General features: G+C 52.6%; 15 protein-coding genes. 1 reads left to right on the plus strand and 14 read right to left on the minus strand.

Translation table 11 applies throughout. The features are described from left to right. Nucleotides 1-6 precede the first annotated feature (6 nt). From ispG to yfhM, 6 genes are all read right to left on the minus strand, one after another. Complete coding sequence (gene ispG / locus PS053_RS07815) at nt 7-1,125, minus strand: flavodoxin-dependent (E)-4-hydroxy-3-methylbut-2-enyl-diphosphate synthase (protein WP_000551806.1); 1,119 nt, start codon at nt 1,123-1,125, stop codon at nt 7-9. A 26-nt stretch (nt 1,126-1,151) separates the two neighbouring features. After that, nucleotides 1,152-2,159, minus strand: a complete 1,008-nt coding sequence (gene rodZ, locus PS053_RS07820; protein ID WP_001090821.1) for a cytoskeleton protein RodZ — start codon at nt 2,157-2,159, stop codon at nt 1,152-1,154. A 284-nt stretch (nt 2,160-2,443) separates the two neighbouring features. Next, entirely contained in the window at nt 2,444-3,598 is a 1,155-nt protein-coding gene (gene rlmN / locus PS053_RS07825; RefSeq protein ID WP_000003320.1) for a dual-specificity RNA methyltransferase RlmN, read from the minus strand. A 149-nt stretch (nt 3,599-3,747) separates the two neighbouring features. Further along, nucleotides 3,748-4,179 (minus strand): nucleoside-diphosphate kinase, encoded by a 432-nt coding sequence (gene ndk, locus PS053_RS07830; protein WP_000963839.1) that lies wholly within the window; start codon nt 4,177-4,179, stop codon nt 3,748-3,750. Between the two features lie 148 nt (nt 4,180-4,327). Further along, entirely contained in the window at nt 4,328-6,640 is a 2,313-nt protein-coding gene (pbpC, locus tag PS053_RS07835; RefSeq protein ID WP_059215594.1) for a peptidoglycan glycosyltransferase PbpC, read from the minus strand. After that, nucleotides 6,641-11,611, minus strand: a complete 4,971-nt coding sequence (yfhM, locus tag PS053_RS07840; RefSeq protein ID WP_256879216.1) for an alpha2-macroglobulin — start codon at nt 11,609-11,611, stop codon at nt 6,641-6,643. It lies immediately after the preceding gene. A gap of 206 nt (nt 11,612-11,817) precedes the next feature. Between yfhM and sseA the strand changes: the two genes are divergently transcribed. Further along, complete coding sequence (gene sseA, locus PS053_RS07845; protein ID WP_000108595.1) at nt 11,818-12,663, plus strand: 3-mercaptopyruvate sulfurtransferase; 846 nt, start codon at nt 11,818-11,820, stop codon at nt 12,661-12,663. A 46-nt stretch (nt 12,664-12,709) separates the two neighbouring features. On the opposite strand, the gene sseB is transcribed toward sseA, so the two are convergent. From sseB to iscU, 8 genes are all read right to left on the minus strand, one after another. Continuing rightward, nucleotides 12,710-13,486, minus strand: coding sequence for an enhanced serine sensitivity protein SseB (gene sseB, locus PS053_RS07850; RefSeq protein ID WP_256879215.1), 777 nt, complete (start codon nt 13,484-13,486; stop codon nt 12,710-12,712). Between the two features lie 141 nt (nt 13,487-13,627). Next, the gene (pepB, locus tag PS053_RS07855; RefSeq protein ID WP_059270934.1) at nt 13,628-14,911 is read right to left on the minus strand and encodes an aminopeptidase PepB; all 1,284 of its coding nucleotides are present in this window, start codon (nt 14,909-14,911) and stop codon (nt 13,628-13,630) included. A 58-nt stretch (nt 14,912-14,969) separates the two neighbouring features. Continuing rightward, entirely contained in the window at nt 14,970-15,170 is a 201-nt protein-coding gene (iscX, locus tag PS053_RS07860; RefSeq protein WP_000523614.1) for a Fe-S cluster assembly protein IscX, read from the minus strand. Between the two features lie 11 nt (nt 15,171-15,181). Beyond that, complete coding sequence (gene fdx, locus PS053_RS07865) at nt 15,182-15,517, minus strand: ISC system 2Fe-2S type ferredoxin (RefSeq protein WP_001124471.1); 336 nt, start codon at nt 15,515-15,517, stop codon at nt 15,182-15,184. Between the two features lies 1 nt (nt 15,518). After that, on the minus strand, nt 15,519-17,369 hold the full coding sequence (gene hscA / locus PS053_RS07870; RefSeq protein ID WP_001196620.1) for a Fe-S protein assembly chaperone HscA: 1,851 nt from the start codon (nt 17,367-17,369) through the stop codon (nt 15,519-15,521). A gap of 16 nt (nt 17,370-17,385) precedes the next feature. Further along, nucleotides 17,386-17,901: a co-chaperone HscB gene (gene hscB / locus PS053_RS07875; RefSeq protein WP_000384428.1), complete on the minus strand. Its 516-nt coding sequence runs from the start codon at nt 17,899-17,901 to the stop codon at nt 17,386-17,388. Between the two features lie 96 nt (nt 17,902-17,997). After that, entirely contained in the window at nt 17,998-18,321 is a 324-nt protein-coding gene (gene iscA, locus PS053_RS07880) for an iron-sulfur cluster assembly protein IscA (protein WP_000028953.1), read from the minus strand. Between the two features lie 16 nt (nt 18,322-18,337). After that, complete coding sequence (gene iscU, locus PS053_RS07885; protein ID WP_000331708.1) at nt 18,338-18,724, minus strand: Fe-S cluster assembly scaffold IscU; 387 nt, start codon at nt 18,722-18,724, stop codon at nt 18,338-18,340. Between the last annotated feature and the right edge of the window lie 25 nt (nt 18,725-18,749).

Here is an 18,749-nt window from a genome sequence, read left to right on the forward strand (position 1 = left end):
ACGTTATTATTTTTCAACCTGCTGAATGTCAATGCGACGCGCCTCATCCAACTGGCTGGCTTTCGCACGGATGCGCGCTTCCAGTTGGTCGATCATGTCGTTGTTGTCCAGACGGTCTTTGCGTACGCCATCTTCATAGAGGCCGCTTTTCTTGTTGCCGCCAGTTACGCCGAGCGTAGAAACCAGCGCCTCGCCGGGGCCATTCACCACGCAGCCGATAATCGAAACGTCCATCGGAGTGATAATATCTTCCAGGCGCTGTTCGAGTGCGTTAACCGTGCCGATGACGTCAAACTCCTGACGAGAACAAGTTGGGCAGGCGATGAAGTTGATTCCGCGGGAACGGATACGTAGCGACTTCAGAATGTCGAAACCGACTTTTATCTCTTCGACCGGATCGGCAGCCAGCGAAACACGCAACGTATCGCCAATACCTTCGGACAACAGCAAACCTAAACCAATAGCAGATTTCACCGCGCCACTGCGCGCACCGCCGGCTTCGGTGATCCCAAGATGCAGCGGCTGATCGATCTGCTTTGCCAGCAGACGATAAGACTCTACCGCCAGAAAGACGTCAGACGCTTTCACGCTGACTTTGAACTGGTCGAAATTCAAACGATCGAGATGATCAACATGACGCATGGCGGATTCCAGCAACGCCTGCGGTGTCGGTTCGCCATACTTTTCTTGCAGATCTTTTTCCAGCGATCCCGCGTTTACACCAATACGAATCGGAATGTTTTTATCGCGCGCGCAGTCAACCACCATGCGAATACGCTCTTCATTACCGATGTTGCCAGGGTTAATACGCAGACAATCGACACCGTACTCTGCGACTTTTAGCGCAATGCGATAGTCAAAGTGGATGTCGGCCACCAGCGGTACGTTAACCTGCTGTTTGATAAGTTTGAACGCTTCTGCCGCGTCCATCGTCGGTACGGACACACGCACGATATCAGCGCCGACACGTTCCAGCGCCTTAATTTGATTGACCGTCGCTTCGACGTCCGTCGTGCGTGTATTGGTCATAGACTGTACAGCGATGGGGGCGCCATCGCCAATCGGCACATTCCCAACGTAAATGCGAGTTGATTTTCTACGTTGAATTGGAGCCTGGTTATGCATGAAAAATCTCCCGCGTTACCCGTCTGTTACTGCGCCGATGAAGGTTCGGCATTTACGGTCAGACGCGCAACCTGGTTAGTTCTGATAAAACGACTCAGATCGACAGGTTTCCCTTGATACTGGATCTGCACTGCGGCTGGCGCGCCAATTTTCAGTTTGTATGGCGCCTGACCGACTAAATTCAAATTACCGTCTTTACGCTGCATTCCGCTGAACAGTTTTTTACCGGTAGCATCAGTAACTTCCAGCCAGCAATCGGCAGTAAAGTTCATCACCAGCGCATTCGGGTCAGCCGCCGGAGTCGTCACGCCAGCCTGATCGGTTGGCAACGGCGCTGCGGTCTCTGGCGTCGTTGTCGTGGCCGGAACAGCAGGTGTGGTAGTGGCAGCCGTATCAACATTCGCTTGCGAAGGAGGAACAACCGCGTTTTGCTGCGGATCTACAACTGGCGCAGGGGTTGTTGTCGCTGGCGTTTGCGTGTTAGCCGCGGTCGTATCCGCTGCCGCTGGCGGCGTGTCTGTAGCCTGGTCTGCGGTAGTCGACGTATCTAACGGCACACTCTGGCTATTATTTAATTCCGCAGAGGATTGATCTGCCATGGTGGTGATCTCTTCCTGCTGGGCTTTATGATCCTGCCACCACCAGGCACCGCTCAGGCCGATAGCCACAAACAACACCAACCAGGTGATGGTCATCAGCCAGCCGTCGCGTTTTTTACGTCGCTTACCGAGAGAGAAACTCTGCATCGGAGCAACTTTTGCGGCCCGCAACGGAGCCTGCTTTTCCAGCCCCGGCAACAGTTCTTCTTCTGGGATATGTACCAAACGCGCATAAGAGCGGATATACCCGCGCAGGAATGTTGAAGCAAGATCGGCAGGCGCCTTATCTTCTTCAATGTCGCGTACCGTGGAAACTTTCAGGCAAAGTCGCTCTGCAACGGCTTGCAGGCTAAGTCCAAGTTGTTCGCGGGCATTACGCAAGCGAGCGCCGGTGGTAAGTGCTTCATTTTGGTCGTGCGTGGCTTCAGTATTCATTCGCTGCAGGTACGTTTAAATGAGAATTGGGATGCCGGTGAGCCATCTTGCCCACCCACACCGCGAAACATCCGTAAAGTTAACCTTTATCATACAGTATAAGACTGTCTGTATGCTCGTGACAAAAGCCATATTCGTTAAGGCTAACTGATTGTTGCATCGTTACATACTGCCTTAAAGTCAGCAAAAACGCACCGTTAATATTGACCAGACAATTGCAACTTAATACTTCATTCATAAAAGATTACGCCACGGTACATAAAGCAACCATGGCGTAATCGTTATCAGACCGTTTTAATCTCGATGGCTTCGCCCTGCATCCGTTTACGCAAAGTACGTTTAGTGCGGTCGATAACATCGCCCGCCAACTGACCACAGGCAGCATCGATATCATCGCCACGGGTTTTACGCACAATGGTAGTAAAACCGTAGCTCATCAGCACTTTTGAGAAACGGTCGATACGGCTGTTTGAGCTGCGGCCATACGGCGCCCCCGGGAACGGGTTCCATGGGATCAGGTTGATCTTACACGGCGTATCTTTCAGCAGTTCCGCTAATTGGTGCGCATGTTCTGTACCGTCGTTAACGTGATCGAGCATCACATACTCGATAGTGACGCGCCCCTGGTTAGCGTTGGATTTTTCCAGATAACGGCGTACCGCAGCAAGGAACGTTTCGATATTGTACTTTTTGTTGATCGGTACAATTTCGTCACGAATTTCATCATTCGGCGCATGCAGAGAGATTGCCAGCGCAACATCAATCATATCGCCCAGTTTATCCAGCGCCGGAACCACACCGGAAGTGGAAAGCGTGACGCGACGTTTCGACAGACCAAAACCGAAATCATCGAGCATGATTTCCATCGCCGGAACCACATTGTTGAGGTTGAGCAGCGGCTCGCCCATCCCCATCATCACTACGTTAGTGATTGGGCGCTGACCAGTGACTTTTGCTGCGCCGACGATTTTCGCCGCTCGCCATACCTGGCCGATAATTTCCGACACCCGCAGGTTGCGGTTAAAGCCCTGCTGAGCGGTAGAACAGAATTTACACTCCAGCGCACACCCCACCTGCGAGGAGACACAGAGCGTGGCACGGTCGTCTTCCGGGATATAAACCGTTTCAACGCGCTGATCGCCTACAGCAATCGCCCACTTAATAGTACCGTCAGATGAACGCTGTTCTTCAACCACTTCCGGTGCGCGAATCTCCGCGACCTCTTTCAGTTTGCCACGCAACACTTTATTGATGTCGGTCATCTCATCAAAGTTGTCGCAGCAATAGTGATACATCCACTTCATCACCTGATCGGCGCGGAAGGGTTTTTCACCTAAATCTTTAAAAAACTCCCGCATCTGCTGACGGTTGAGATCCAGCAGGTTAATTTTTCCATCTTTCGTGGTGACGTTTTCAGGTGTGACTAATTGTTCAGACATATGCTATTCCGGCCTCGTTATTACACGTTATGGCCCCTGGAGGGTTGAAAAAAGAAACGCCCCGGTGAGCGGCTGCTCGTCCGGGGGCGCTGCATTGTACAAATTCTGGCGCACGTATGCCACGTTTGCACGCGGCATTTACGAAATTATTAACGGGTGCGCGGACACACTTCGCCTTCACCGAAGAAGTAAGCGATTTCGCGAGCGGCAGATTCTACGGAATCAGAACCGTGAGTACCATTTTCAGTCAGGCTGTCAGCGTAATCGGCACGTAAAGTCCCTGCCAGTGCATTTGCCGGGTTAGTTGCCCCCAACAGATCGCGGTGGCGTTGAACGGCGTTTTCACCTTCCAGCACGGAAACCACAATCGGACCAGAGGTCATGAACTCAACCAGACCATCAAAGAACGGTTTTCCATCGTGTTCAGCATAGAAGCCACGAGCCTGTTCAACTGTCAGGTGCAGCATTTTGGTGCCGACAATTTTGAACCCTGCAGCTTCAAAGCGCGAAAAGATATTACCAATGACGTTTTTTGCTACCGCGTTCGGTTTGATGATGGAAAAAGTACGTTCAATAGCCATGTTTACCTCTGTAAAGTGTTCTGTTGTTGTCTGTACCTGCGTACGAGATGGCGCGGATTATAATGAGCAACACGGTCGTTGACTATTGACGAAGGTAACATTTTTTTAAAATAAACCTAGTTTAAGCAACAAACATCGTTAAAACAGATTACTGCATGACAAATCTCACCGTCGCCACCTGGCCCACCTCATCCATCACCAGTAATTGATAATCACCTTTTTCTGTCAAACGCAAAGTCACGCTGTATCCACGTTCGGTTAACGGCTCACCATTCAGAAACCACCAACGTTCCCCCGCCCCACCGCTGGTTTGCACCGGTAAAGACACCTCAGTAGCGCCAGGTAAACGCTTAATAATGGCGCCATCACGTACGCCTGTCAGTTGCAACGGTAACCAGGCGTCACGCCCATGCGGCGGGCAGGTTGTCGATGCCGCAGGCAGGCGTGCGGCGCGGCGTTCCTGGACTGGCAACCACGGTTCCAGCGGAAGCGGCCATACATTAATCATTTCTTGCCGTGCCTGAGGGCAATCGGCGGCGACACGTTTGCCCTTTTCATCCAGCCAGATGGGAAAGCGAATACCGTTAATCCCTTCTTGCTCCGGCAATAATAATGTTGGCGGCTGGCTACCGTCCAGCAACCAGGTCGCAAGGCGACGGCGGCAGTTACTGTCGCCTTCCGACAATGATTGCCCGCCAGGCCAGCAGATTACGCCACGGCTAACCGACTCTGGACGCGGATCTTCCGGCAGATTCGCACTTCGCGATAGCAAAATGTTATTAACCTGATTCAACAACGGTACGGCGCTGGCAAAGCCAAACTGACCGACAACCGGCGTACCGTCTGGCCTGCCGGTCCAGATACCAATCACATAGCGAGCATTAACACCTATCGCCCATGCATCGCGATAGCCATAGCTGGTGCCGGTTTTCCATGCCAGCGGGGCGATTCGCGGCAAAGCGCCGTCCGGTAGGGGTTGCGCTTCATCTGCCATAATCCGGCGAATAATCCACGCCGCTCCCGGCGACATCAACGGGCGTTCAAGCAACGGCTCATCTGGTTGTAGACGCAATTTACCTGCTTTACCGTGGCGAGCAAAAGCTGTATATGCCGCCACCATGTCCTCCAGCTTCGCGCCTGCCCCTCCGAGGATCAGCGACAGGTTCGGCGCGGCGCCATTCGGCAGATACAACGGCAAACCGATGTTACGTAACTTTGCTGCAAAACGTTTTGGACCGTAGGCTTCCAGAACCTGCACGGCGGGTAAGTTCAGCGAGCGCACCAGCGCCTCGCTCATGCTGATTGGCCCATGAAAACCACTGTCAAAGTTGCCTGGCCGATAATCACCAGTACGCCGGGGAACGTCCTGCAACAGCGATGCCGGGTGGATCAATCCTTCATCCAGAGCCAGACCATAGACGAATGGTTTAAGCACCGATCCTGGCGATCGGATCGCATTAACCATATCAACATGACCAAAACGTGAATCGTCATTGAGATCGACCGATCCCACCCAACCACGAACACGCATATCGGTATGATCAACCACGATCATCGCCAGTGAACTGCGCGGTGGCAATCGTCCTTTCCAGTTTTGCGCCAACTCTTCCAGTCGCCGCTGGAGTCCGGCATCCAGGGTCGTTACAATTTTGTCGCTTTTACTTTTACCGAGCATCATCCGCGAAAAAAGCGGCGCCAGTTGCGGCATTTGTCTGGGGGCCAGCCAGATGGGTTCTTCACTTGATTCTTTTACCTGCTCGCGGGACCACACGCCTTGTGCCGCCATGCGTTCCAGCACTTTATTGCGTGCAGCTTCAGCGCGTTCCGGCCAGCGATCCGGGCGAAGTCGGCTGGGCGCCTGCGGTAATACCGCCAACATCGCCGCTTCAGAATAACTTAAGTTAGCAGGAGATTTACCGAGATAAGCCCAGCTTGCCGCACCAATCCCCTGTAATGTACCGCCAAACGGGGCACGGTTAAGATACAGCGTCAGAATTTCACGTTTAGACAGGTGCCACTCCAGCTGTAACGCGCGCCAGAGCTGGCGAATTTTGCCGCCAAAAGTTTTGGGATGAGGATCAAGCAAACGCGCCACCTGCATGGTGAGCGTACTGCCACCAGAAATAACACGCCCGGAAGTGAGATCCTGCCAGGCAGCACGCACGACTGAAAGTGGGTTTACTCCCGGATGTTTCCAGAACCAGCGATCTTCGTAATTGATGAGCGCATCAAGGTAACGCGGAGAAACGTCTTCGATGGTCACCGGATAGCGCCAGATACCCTCAGCATCGGCAAAACGCCACAGCGGCGTTCCATCCTGCGCCACCACCACGCGTGCGGGATTAACTTCATGTAGCGGCAGAGGCCAGAGTTTATCTGCTCCCCATGCGGCAAGAAAAAGCAAAACGGGCGCGGCGACCAGTGCAATCCAGCCGCCGCGCTTACTCAACAGACGAGACATTTACGGTCTGACAATCAACAGATCTTCAGCCACGCCAGTCGCCCGCCATTGAGGAACATACATCGATTCCACCATCGGCTGCGGCACCTGATACGTTCCCGGCGTCACTGCCCGCACCAGATACACCAGCGTTACCGGTTGATATTCATCAACGGCAACCGCTGCCACAAAGCGATCATCACGAAACTCTATGTGTTTAATGCTCGCCTGCTGCATCTGGTTCAGCAAGTTCTGCACTTCGCCACCACTTTGCTCCAGGCTGGCGCTGCCGTTTGCCAGATTCTGATTTTCCAGCTCCAGACCGGCAGGAAGTAAATCAACAACCAGCGCATCCGGCACGCTGTTACTGGCTTTTATCTGTAACCAGACCAGTACCAGATCGCCGCTACGCAGTGATTCCAGAGATTTGCTCTTGCCGTCAGTACCAAGAATATGACGTTCAATTTGCAGAACATTATTCGCCGGTGGCGGTGCGTACTGTGGATAACCGCTGGCATCCACACGCAGCCATAACATCTGGTCGCCACGGTTGGTCACTTGCAAAGCGGCAAGTTGGTCGCTATTCAGATTGCTGTTTTGCGTTTTCTCGCCTGTCAGCGGCTCAGCAGAGAAAGACGTTTGCGCCTGCCATTTACCCGGTAAATCCTGAATCGTACGGGCCGCCAGAAACAGCGCGTTACTTTCCTGAGTTGATAGCCAGCGTTCACCAAACGCCTGCTGTGAAAGTGTGTTCAACAAGACGTTCTGCTCATTAGGCAACAACTTATTTTCTTCCAGCAAGGAGAGCATCAACGCGTTATCGCGCAGTGGGCTACCGTAATCGCCCAGCCATTTCCGCTCATCATTACGCGGTGTTTTCAGCGCCAGCGTAATCGCTTCTTCACCGCGCGTCGCATCGCCCATGGTTTTCAGCGCGATACCCAGTTGCAACAGCGGCAAACCAGATGTGGCATCAGCGCGGCGCTCCCAGATGTCCCGCAGCGCGCCAAGCGGTGCTTTTTGCTGACGCGCCAGCACCAGCGCAGCGTAAGACTGAGCAGCAAATTTGCTGGCTTTGAGATTATCTACGTATGGGATCGACATCATGCCTGGATCTTGTAAGTAGCGCAGCAGACGTTCATTTCCCCGGTTAATGGCGTCAACCGATACGCTGTACCCCTGCTCACCAGCACGAACCAGGAAATCCATCACGTAGGCGGTCAGCCAGTACTCTTCGTCGCCATTTTTATCCCACAGCGCGAAGCCACCATTATCACGTTGCATTTGCAGTAAGCGAGAAATGCCAATATCAACGGCGGCGCGACGTTTATCATCACTGTCACCTTTTATCCCCAACGCCTGCAACTGGGCTGCATTGGTATAAAGCGACGGGAACAGGCCGCTGGCGGTTTGTTCCAGACAACCGTACGGATAGGCTTTTAACTCCTTGATATAACGTGCGATGTTCAACGGTGGTTTACCGCTCAACAACAATTGCCCTTCTAAAGAAACAGGAGAGAAGTTTTGCAATTCCTCAACCGGCATCACCCATGTTTCACCAGGCTGCAATGCCATACCGTAATTGACCGTTTGTGCCGGAAATGCCGGGCGGACGCCAATTTTCCACTGTTTATGTTGATCGGCAACGGTTTCACCCGGTAAATCCAGACCACTGATGGTCGCCTGCACTTCGCCATCACCATAGCCGGTCAATGCACGCACCGGGATAAACAGCGTGGTACGCACTCCCGGCGCTAATTCAACGGCCGTGGGAGAATCGCTGACCAGTTCAAGCAAACCGCTGGCGGTCAGGGCAACGTTCAGTTTTTGCGGTTTATCAGTCAGGTTAGTGATATCCAATGTCAGACGCGAGGTATCGCCACTGGCCATAAAGCGCGGTGTGTTAAGTTCAGCAATCACTGGTGCGGCAACAACGACTTTGCTTTCACTACTGCCAAAGTCATTTGATGTCCAGGCCTGCGCCATGACACGCAGTTCACCGTTAAAATCGCCAATCGGCAGCGTAACCGTACCTTCACCCTGTTCGTTGAGCGTTACCGGCTGTGCCTGTTGTGCAACAATATTGACATGATTTACCGGCGGTTTACCCCCGCGTTTGAGCTCATCGCCATCGCCACCGAAGCGCAGTGCCGCCAGGCGTCCCTGACCTTCAATGACCTGACCATAAATATCGTAAATATCTGCACCATAGCGTTTCTGACCGAAGAACGCCTGCCACGGATCTGGGGTGACATAATCAGTAATATTCAATACGCCGCTATCAACCGCAGACACCAGCACATTCACCTGTTTTGGCGTCTCGCCCTTTTTATTGCTGGCTTTAATCTTCACGGTGAGCGGCTGATTTGGGCGCATTTTCGCTGGAGTTTCCAGCGCCAGATCGAGACGGCGGTTTTCATCGCCAAGCGGCAGATGCAATACGCCAATCGCGCGTTTTGGCGTGGCAGAGCGGGATTTATCGCCCGGACGCACGACCAATGTACTTAAGTAGAGATCGTGCCGATTCCAGTTTTTATCGACCGGAATAGTCAAATCCAGCCCTTGTGCTGGAACATCAATCTCTTGCCACCATAGCGGGCCTTCGCTGGACTCAACCATCGCGTAGCCTTTACCCGCTGTTGGCGCCGCAATGTGCAACTTCATGGTATCGCCTGGACGATAGCTGGCTTTGTCCAGCTTCAACGTGACACGATCCGGGCGCACCGCGCCGCTGCCGTCGCTGTTATCCTGCCAGCTATATCCGGCCCAAAAACGCACGCTGCTGACTGCTTCATTCGGCGCTTTGACTTCCAGACGATAAGCGCCCCACTCTACCGGGAAACTCACCTTGCCGGTTTCATCTGCCTGTAGATCCAGCGTTTGTTCATTTTCGATCAGATCTTTTTGATCAAACTGTGACTGCCAGCCTTCCTCTTCCGACCAGTTCCAGTAGTAATCACGACGTTCGCGAATCAGTCGCACCTGCAAACCCGACACGGCTTTTTTCACGCCTTGCGCATCGCTATAAACGATGTCAAAAGCCGCGTTACTGCCTTCATCAACAATAGGCTGTTTTACAGTGCTGTCAGTACGATAATCGTAAACCGATTTCGAGGCGAACTGCGGACGGATCCCCGGCAACGTATCGGCAGGCCAGATCGCCTGTTCAACGCGACGCGTCACCGGGCGACCGCCAGATTCCAGCAAACTGCCCTGGAAAATAACCTGTAATGGGGAGTGTGTTTCTTGCCACTGACTGTCCGTGGAAACTTCGCCGCGTCCTTTGTCATCCAGAGTTAACTGGACTTCATCAAGCGTTCGGGAAAGGTTTTCGGCAGCAATATCACCAAATTCAAAACCGGGTAAGGCTGCCACAGCTTCACGCAGTGGGCGCAGGAAAAGCTGCCCTTGTAATGTGTTGCCGTTCGCAGGCGCACCATAGAGGTAATAACCCACTACAGAGAATTTCACTGCATCTTTCGGCGTTAGTGGGGTTTTCTCCCCCGTCAGATTCAGCGCCATACGCTCTGGCATAAAATCTTCGACGTGGAAATCCCACATCCGATACTGGTTATCGCCCGTGTTGGCACGAATATGCCACATACCGGTTGCCGCATTGCTATCGAGTGACCAGGTAAAGTGGTAGAGGCCATTTTCCGGCTGACTGACAACACTATGCAGTACCTGTCCATCTGGTTTGATGACGTCCAGCTTGATGGGTTGCTCCGGCAACGCCTTACCATCTGCGTCACGCAGTAAACCGTTGAGGATTACTGTTTCGCCAGGGCGATAAAGATCGCGTGGACCAAACATAAAAAACTGTTTGCTGTAGCCCGGCGCGCCCGCGATATTGAACTCCGCTAAGTCCAGCGCCGGGAGTTTTAAATCGAGCAGCGTTGTCTGACCATCTTTACGCGCCAGCAACAGCGCCGCATTTTTATCGTTTTCCAGTTGCACATGGCCCTGTGCATCACTGGTCGCCTGGCTCAGAGCTTGCCCTTTCTCATTCAATAACGAGACTTCAATTCCCTGCTGGGCCGCGCCGTTTTCCAGGCTTTGGGTAAAGATATCCAGACGATTACGGTAACGGTGAGCCGACACGCCGATATCACTCAACGTAAACAACGTTGCCGGATTGCTATATTCATAATGTCCAGCCTGATTCATTACCGCCAGATAAACTCCCGCTTGCTGAAGTGGTTTGATATCGCCCAGCGGCAGCAATAATTTTTCGCGGGTGTTACGCGCAGGATTGAGATCAAAACGTCCGGTATAGACCAGGTCCGCCATCTGCAGCAGTTTGTCTGATTGCCAGTTCGCCAGAGAATTGCGGTATTCCCACTGGCTAATGAAAGCTGGAAGAGATTCAGGCTTCACACGGAAGAAATTAACATCGACATTGTTAACGTTGAGTGCCATTACCGGCAATCCTTCCACAACTTTACCGGGAAGCAATGAACCACGGCTGGCAAAACCGACGCTGGGCTGGATATCACGCGTAGTGATCGTTTTTTCGTAATCTTTACTGAAAGTGGCGTTATTGAGCGCCTTAATTTCTTGCCCAATAGTAACGATCAAATCACGTTTAGGCTCAAGGTGGCGTAAACGCAGTTCTTTAAGATTATCTGACAGTTCCCAGGCGCCATCCACTTTGCCGCTTTTTTTATCGACAACATGGACGACACGCGAGAAATCTTGCTCCGGGTCAAGCGGAATGGAAAAAGTCAGCACTAGCGTTGCTGCGCCATCCAGCTGTACTTCAGAAAGATCCAGCAAAGTTAGTGCTTTACCCGCACTCTGTTGTACCAGTTTTTGTCGTTCTGGCACGGAGAGTTTTGCAGAACTCGCGTTTTCCGAAGATGCCTCTTTCGTCACTTCAGAAGATTGTCCAGCAGGCGTCTCTTTTTTCACCGCTGTTGGCGCGTTATCGTTGTTATCACACCCTACCAGCGCCAGTATTAACATGCAGGCGGCTACGCGTAACTTTTTCATTTATCATCCCTGCCACAATGGCCCGTTATCAACGTCGAATAATTATTATGCGTGAGAATACACTTTATGTAATTCAGTATCACACCTACAGAATCTGAATTTTGGCGATAAATGTGGCTCAATCCGCCAAATTAACCTCTTTTACTTGTCGCTTTTCGGCAAACATCCGACAATTTAGCTTAACCCCGGCAAAAATGGAGATGCCTATGTCCACCACCTGGTTTGTTGGAGCCGACTGGCTCGCCGAACATATTGATGACCCGGAAATTCAGATTATTGATGCCCGCATGGCACCACCCGGGCAGGAAGATCGTAACGTTGCCCAGGAATATCTGCACGGTCACATTCCCGGCGCCGTTTTTTTCGATATAGAAGCGCTTTCCGATCAAACTTCCCCACTCCCGCACATGCTGCCTCGCCCGGAAACATTCGCCGTTGCAATGCGTGAGCTGGGCGTCAATCAGGACAAACACCTGATTGTCTATGACGAAGGCAATTTATTTTCTGCTCCGCGCGCATGGTGGATGCTGCGTACTTTTGGCGTAGAGAGGGTATCGATTCTGGGCGGGGGATTAGCAGGTTGGCAGCGCGATGATTTGCTGTTAGAAGAAGGCCCGGTGGAACTGCAAGAAGGGGAATTTAATGCCACGTTTACCCCAGAAGCCGTAGTAAAAGTGACCGATGTGTTGTTGGCAAGCCATGAAAAAACAGCACAAATTATCGATGCTCGCCCGGCGGCGCGTTTTAACGCGGAAATCGATGAACCCCGCGCAGGTTTACGTCGCGGACATATTCCCGGCGCGCTGAATGTTCCGTGGACGGAACTGGTGCGTGAAGGTGAACTAAAAACGACCGATGAGCTGGATGCGATATTTTTTAGCCGCGGCGTCAGCTATGACAAACCCATTATCGTCAGTTGCGGATCTGGGGTAACGGCAGCCGTCGTGTTGCTGGCGCTCGCGACGCTGGATGTGCCAAATGTGAAATTGTACGACGGCGCATGGAGTGAATGGGGCGCGCGGACAGATTTACCCGTCGAACCAGTGAAATAAGCCTTTGCAACAAGTAAGCCCGAATGCCGCCCTTTGGGCGGCATATTTAAATTATCCGATTCTGTTTAAAGTCACGCAAAAAGCCACCCCAGCGACGTTCATAGAATGGCGCAATATGTTCGGTAATAAAGTGGCTAATTCCTTTTTCCCCTTTTTTCACCTGGCAAATATCGATGGGTTCATCGCCAGGTAATGTATCAGTCGCCACACTTCCCGCTGCCTGAATAATTTCTTCAATATCGCCATCGGCTTCAATGCCAATAAGTAAATTAGGCTGTGCCTCTTCGCTCTCTTTAATTGAGCAAATAAAAGCACGCTTCACCGGCTTAATGGTTTTAAATAAGGTGGTGAGTGAATCAATCATTTGTGCTGGCGGCTCTGCGACTTCCGATAATATCAGCGACTCACCGCCTTCCAGTACTTCCTGACTGCTCAGCGGATTTCCCTCTTCACCAATTAGCAAACTGATTTCACGCGGCATAAATTCTTTACCGATTGGCAGTTTGGCATTAAGGAAGAGCGTTTCACCAAGGGTCATCTCAAACAGTGTGCGAACAGGCATGACGACAAATGCCTGTTCATCTTCAACCGCCTGTTGAAGTGCTTCTAACGAGGTGAAAAAAGGAATGACGCTGGTGCCATCTTCTTTTTCCCAGTGCTGTAAATCGAGCGCGCTGTCCTCAACCACAGCCTCGCCCTGCGCCGCCGTACCTGGCACCCAGACGGTGGATTCCAGTAGAGTACGGAAAAAGGCCGGACGGTGCGCCGGTTCGGTTGCTGCTTTTTCCAGCAGGTCTTCAAGTTCGTTTTTAATTTCGGACATAAGAACCACAATTCATTCAACGTTCGGGACGAAAGTGCCTGATGCGCTACGCTTATCAGGCCTACAAGGGAATCGCAATCTATTGAATTTGCAGAATTTGTAGGCCGGATAAGGCGTTTACGCCGCATCCGGCATATGAGTTTACGCCGTTAACAGATTAGCAATCGTGCGCACACCCAACCCGGTCGCCCCCGCAGACCACTGTTCAACCGGCGCTTTGCGATACGTTGCCGAGCAGTCGATATGCAGCCAGCCTTGTTGATAATTCTCAACAAAGTGCGACAGGAATCCCGCGGCTGTGCTCGCGCCTGCCGGATAAGCAGCACTACCTGTATTGTTCAGTTCGGCAAAGTTAGACGGCAACTGGTTGCGGTGAAACTCCGCCAACGGCAGACGCCAGAACGGTTCGTTCTCCTGGGCGGCACTCGCCAGCAAGCGTCCAGCCAGCGCATCGTCAAAGCTGAACAGCGCGTGATAATCATTACCCAGCGCAGTTTTCGCCGCCCCGGTGAGGGTCGCCGCATCAATAATCAGCTCTGGTTTCTGCGCACTGGCGTCAATCAGGCCATCTGCCAGAACCAGACGCCCTTCCGCATCGGTGTTCATCACTTCAACTTTTTTACCGTTGCGATAGGTGATGATATCCCCCAGTTTGAACGCATTGCCACTGATCAGGTTATCCGCACAGCAGAGGAACAGCTTCACGCGCTTGTTCAATCCGCGCGTAATGGCAAATGCCAGCGCCCCGGTAACCGTTGCCGCACCGCCCATGTCCGACTTCATCGAGTCCATAAACGCGGTCTGTTTGATGCTGTAGCCGCCGGAATCAAAGGTGATACCTTTACCTACCAGACACGCATACACCGGCGCTTCTTTATCGCCAGTTGGGTTGTAATCCAGCGCCAGCAATACCGGAGAACGTTCTGAACCGCGCCCGACAGTGTGCAGCCCCATATAACCTTGCTCACGCAGATCTTCGCCTTTGGTGATCCGATAAGTCACACGATCGCCCGCGACGTTGCTGATCAGATCCACAGCACGCTGTGCCAGTTGTGATGGCCCCAATTCTTCAGCCGGTGCGTTGATGGTGTCACGTACCCAGTCGATGATCATCAGGCGGTTATCCAGTTCCTGACGTTGGGCATCGTCCAGCTCAGGCCACTCGACTTTACGCGTGCCTTTCGGGGCTTTGTAACCTTGCCAGAATGCCCAACAGCGATCCGCATCCCAGCCTTCACCGCTTAACTGAACATGCTTGATGCCCAGACCGTCAATCTTGCGCGCCGCACGCTGGATAAGCCCCAGATCGTCTGCCCCGTTCAAATGCAGGGTAATGCCATCATTATTAATGCTGTAAGTTGCTTTATCTCCCCAGCGCGCGTCGGCAGGTTGGGTAGAAAGGGTAATTTTCATCGCTTCTGTCATTTTAGTTATCCTTATTCGTTTAACAGCAAAACGGGCTACCCCCAGGCAGCCCGTTCATTTACTCGGCCTCGTCAAGCCAGACCAACAAAATCGCTTCGAGGATTTTCTCGTTCGATGCCTGCGGGTCGTCGTCGAAATCTTCCAGCTCGCAAATCCACTGATGCATATCGGTGAATCTAACCGTTTTCGGATCAATATCGGGATACGCATCGTACAGTGCTTCGCCTATTTCGCGGCTATCGGTCCACTTAAGTCCCATACTAACCTCTGTTAATGCTCACGCGCATGGTTGATAGTGTAACGCGGGATTTCGACCACTAAATCTTCATCGGTGACGCGCGCCTGACAGCTTAAACGGCTTTCCGGCTCCAGCCCCCAGGCTTTATCCAGCATATCGTCTTCCTGCTCTGAGCTTTCCGGCAGCGAGTCAAAACCTTCACGAACGATGCAGTGGCAGGTGGTGCAAGCACAGGATTTTTCACAGGCGTGTTCAATCTCGATACCGTTACGCAGCGCAACGTCGAGAATGGTTTCACCGCTATTTGCTTCCAGAACAGCGCCATCAGGGCAGAGATCCTGATGAGGCAAAATAACAATCTTTGGCATATTAAACCTCGTCCACGGAATGGCCTTTCAGCGCACGACGAACCGACTGGTCCATGCGGCGAGCGGCGAAATCCTGGGTTTGTTTGTCTACGTTTTTAATCGCTTGTTCGATGGCGTCAACATCATCACCCTGCGCTACTTCACTCAAGTGAGCAGCAGCGTCATCAATGACCTGACGTTCTGCGGCGCTTAACAGCGCGGCATCAGCAGCCAGCGCACCGTTCAGGCTTTCCAGCACACGCGCCGCTTCTACTTTTTGTTCAGCCAGCATACGTGCTTTTACGTCCTGCTCGGCATAGCTCATCGAATCTTTAATCATTGAGGCTATTTCGTTGTCAGTCAGACCATAAGAAGGTTTGACCTGGATAGACGCCTCAACGCCGGTGGATTTCTCCATCGCGGTTACACTCAGCAGACCGTCGGCATCGACCTGGAACGTCACGCGGATATGCGCACCGCCAGCCGGTAACGGCGGAATACCGCGCAGTGTAAAACGCGCCAGCGAGCGGCAGTCCTGCACCAGTTCACGCTCACCCTGCATAACATGGATAGACATCGCTGTCTGTCCATCTTTAAAGGTGGTGAAATCCTGGGCGCGGGCCACCGGAATCGTGGTATTACGCGGGATCACTTTTTCTACCAGACCGCCCATGGTTTCGAGACCCAGCGACAGCGGGATCACATCAAGCAGCAGCATTTCACTGTCTGGCTTGTTACCCACCAGAATATCCGCCTGAATCGCCGCACCAATAGCGACGACTTTATCCGGGTCGATGGAGGTCAGCGGCGGACGACCGAAAAATTCACCCACCCGTTCACGCACCAGCGGCACGCGAGTAGAACCACCAACCATCACCACTTCCAGAACTTCATCGGCTTCTACGCCCGCATCTTTCAGCGCGCGACGACAAGCCAGTAAGGTCCGTTTTACCAGTGGCGCGATCAGTTCGTTGAATTGTTCGCGGCTGATTTCACCCTGCCAGCCCGCAACATTCACGGTCACAGAGTCCGCATCGCTCAGCGCGATTTTGGCCGCAATGGCGGCATCCAGCAATTCACGCTGAACGCGGTTATCGCTACGATCAGGAATACCTGCCTGTTCGCGAATGTAATCTGCTAACAGATGGTCAAAGTCATCGCCGCCGAGCGCGGAATCACCGCCGGTCGCCAGCACTTCGAACACGCCGCGACTTAAGCGCAGAATGGAAATATCAAAAGTACCGCCGCCAAGGTCATAAACAGCGATTACGCCTTCCTGACCGGAATCCAGCCCGTAGGCGATAGCCGCAGCGGTCGGTTCATTAAGCAAGCGCAGAACATGCAGCCCCGCCAGACGCGCCGCGTCTTTGGTGCCCTGACGCTGGGCATCATCAAAGTACGCCGGAACGGTGATAACCACACCATCCAGCTCGCCTGCCAGGGCTTCAGTCGCCCGCGCCGCCAGTGCTTTGAGGATGTCCGCGGAAACGCGCACCGGATTCAGCAGCCCCGCCGCCGTTTCAATCATCGGCAGACCGTTTTCGCTGGCCTGGAATTGATAAGGCAAATGCGGATAGCGTTGCTGGATATCAGCCAGCGAGCGCCCCATCAGGCGTTTAACAGAACTAATGGTATTGGCGGTGTCTAGCGCTGCGTTAGTACGCGCGTCATACCCCACTGAATGTCCTTGCTGTTGATAATGAACAACAGACGGCAACAGGTGACGGCCTTCATGGTCGGCTAACGTTTCGGCCTGACCACTGCGTACTGTCGCCACCAGCGAGTTGGTTGTGCCCAGGTCGATACCGGCCGCCAGACGACGCTGATGCGGCGCAGCACTCAAACCAGGTTCACTAATTTGTAATAAGGCCATGTTTAGCTTCCAGAAATTAAAAATCGAGCAGTTTTTCTTCGAGTTGTTCGGCACTGCTTCGCAGTTTATCGAGAAAACGCAGCTTACGCACGGTATCCGCCGCCGCGTCCCACGTCTCATTGTCTAACTGTTCAACCATCAGCTGATGGCGGGTATCAAACATTTTTTTCACACGTTTGATAAAGCTTTCCAGCCGCGCTTCATCTTTCGCCTGTTCGATCTCGTCCAGTTCTTCGCGCAGTTCCAGCTGTTCCATCAGAAAGGTCGTGTCGCGCACAGTATGCTGTTCGCTGGCGAGATCAAAACCGTGCAGCGAAAGCAGATATTCCGCCCGCATCAACGGATGACGTAACGTTTGCCATGCCTGGTTAATAGTTGCAGATTGCTGTACAGCGGCGAGTTGCTCCGCCGGGCTTCCACTGGCGAATTTATCAGGATGATACTGACGTTGTAGATCCTGAAAACGCAGGCTTAGCGCCTGGGTATCGACTTGATAACGGGCAGGCAAGCCAAAGAGGGTGAAGTAATCCATAACATTCTCAGGGCTGCGATCCACTGCAATAGCAGCGGATCAGGTAAAACAAACCCCACGCGCAGGCGACCACGGTGGGGTTATCGGGTATGCGCATCAAACGTGGAAGCTTTCGCCGCAACCACACTCATCTTTAACGTTCGGGTTGGTGAATTTAAACCCTTCGTTCAGGCCTTCTTTTACGAAGTCCAGTTGCGTACCGTCCAGAAATTGCAGGCTTTTGCCATCGACCACGACTTTCACGCCTTTGTCTTCAAACACGATGTCTTCCGGCGTCGGTTCGTCAACAAATTCCAGTACATAAGCCATACCTGAACAACCGGAGGTTCTCACGCCCAGACGCAGGCCAAACCCTTTACCGCGGTTAGCCAGAAAGGTATTTACTCGCGCTGCTGCACTGTCGCTCAGTGTAATCGACATAACCAAACCTCAACTCTTATTTTGCTTCACGTTTGCTTTTATAGTCCGCAATGGCGGCTTTGATCGCGTCTTCTGCCAGAATAGAACAGTGAATTTTCACCGGCGGCAGTTCAAGTTCTTCAGCAATATCGGTGTTTTTGATCGCTTGAGCTTCTTCCAGAGACTTCCCTTTCACCCATTCGGTCACCAGAGAGCTGGAAGCAATAGCGGAACCGCAGCCATAAGTTTTAAAACGCGCGTCTTCAATGATACCTTCATCGTTGACTTTAATCTGCAACTTCATCACGTCGCCACAGGCCGGTGCCCCCACCATGCCGCTGCCGACGTTCTCGTCGTTATTGTCAAAGGAACCCACGTTACGCGGATTCTCGTAATGGTCGATAACTTTTTCGCTGTAAGCCATTATAAATTCTCCTGATTCCGATACC

This window comes from Escherichia albertii, assembly GCF_028622335.1.
In the GTDB taxonomy this organism is placed as follows: domain Bacteria; phylum Pseudomonadota; class Gammaproteobacteria; order Enterobacterales; family Enterobacteriaceae; genus Escherichia; species Escherichia albertii.

What these genes read in the sequence shown, in the direction of transcription:
- ndk (WP_000963839.1), bottom strand. Translation starts at nt 4,179, where the DNA reads ATGGCTATTGAACGTACTTTTTCCATCATCAAACCGAACGCGGTAGCA.
- fdx (WP_001124471.1), bottom strand. Translation starts at nt 15,517, where the DNA reads ATGCCAAAGATTGTTATTTTGCCTCATCAGGATCTCTGCCCTGATGGC.
- sseB (WP_256879215.1), bottom strand. Translation starts at nt 13,486, where the DNA reads ATGTCCGAAATTAAAAACGAACTTGAAGACCTGCTGGAAAAAGCAGCA.
- ispG (WP_000551806.1), bottom strand. Translation starts at nt 1,125, where the DNA reads ATGCATAACCAGGCTCCAATTCAACGTAGAAAATCAACTCGCATTTAC.
- rlmN (WP_000003320.1), bottom strand. Translation starts at nt 3,598, where the DNA reads ATGTCTGAACAATTAGTCACACCTGAAAACGTCACCACGAAAGATGGA.
- sseA (WP_000108595.1), top strand. Translation starts at nt 11,818, where the DNA reads ATGTCCACCACCTGGTTTGTTGGAGCCGACTGGCTCGCCGAACATATT.
- rodZ (WP_001090821.1), bottom strand. Translation starts at nt 2,159, where the DNA reads ATGAATACTGAAGCCACGCACGACCAAAATGAAGCACTTACCACCGGC.
- iscU (WP_000331708.1), bottom strand. Translation starts at nt 18,724, where the DNA reads ATGGCTTACAGCGAAAAAGTTATCGACCATTACGAGAATCCGCGTAAC.
- iscA (WP_000028953.1), bottom strand. Translation starts at nt 18,321, where the DNA reads ATGTCGATTACACTGAGCGACAGTGCAGCAGCGCGAGTAAATACCTTT.
- pbpC (WP_059215594.1), bottom strand. Translation starts at nt 6,640, where the DNA reads ATGTCTCGTCTGTTGAGTAAGCGCGGCGGCTGGATTGCACTGGTCGCC.
- hscA (WP_001196620.1), bottom strand. Translation starts at nt 17,369, where the DNA reads ATGGCCTTATTACAAATTAGTGAACCTGGTTTGAGTGCTGCGCCGCAT.
- yfhM (WP_256879216.1), bottom strand. Translation starts at nt 11,611, where the DNA reads ATGAAAAAGTTACGCGTAGCCGCCTGCATGTTAATACTGGCGCTGGTA.
- pepB (WP_059270934.1), bottom strand. Translation starts at nt 14,911, where the DNA reads ATGACAGAAGCGATGAAAATTACCCTTTCTACCCAACCTGCCGACGCG.
- hscB (WP_000384428.1), bottom strand. Translation starts at nt 17,901, where the DNA reads ATGGATTACTTCACCCTCTTTGGCTTGCCTGCCCGTTATCAAGTCGAT.
- iscX (WP_000523614.1), bottom strand. Translation starts at nt 15,170, where the DNA reads ATGGGACTTAAGTGGACCGATAGCCGCGAAATAGGCGAAGCACTGTAC.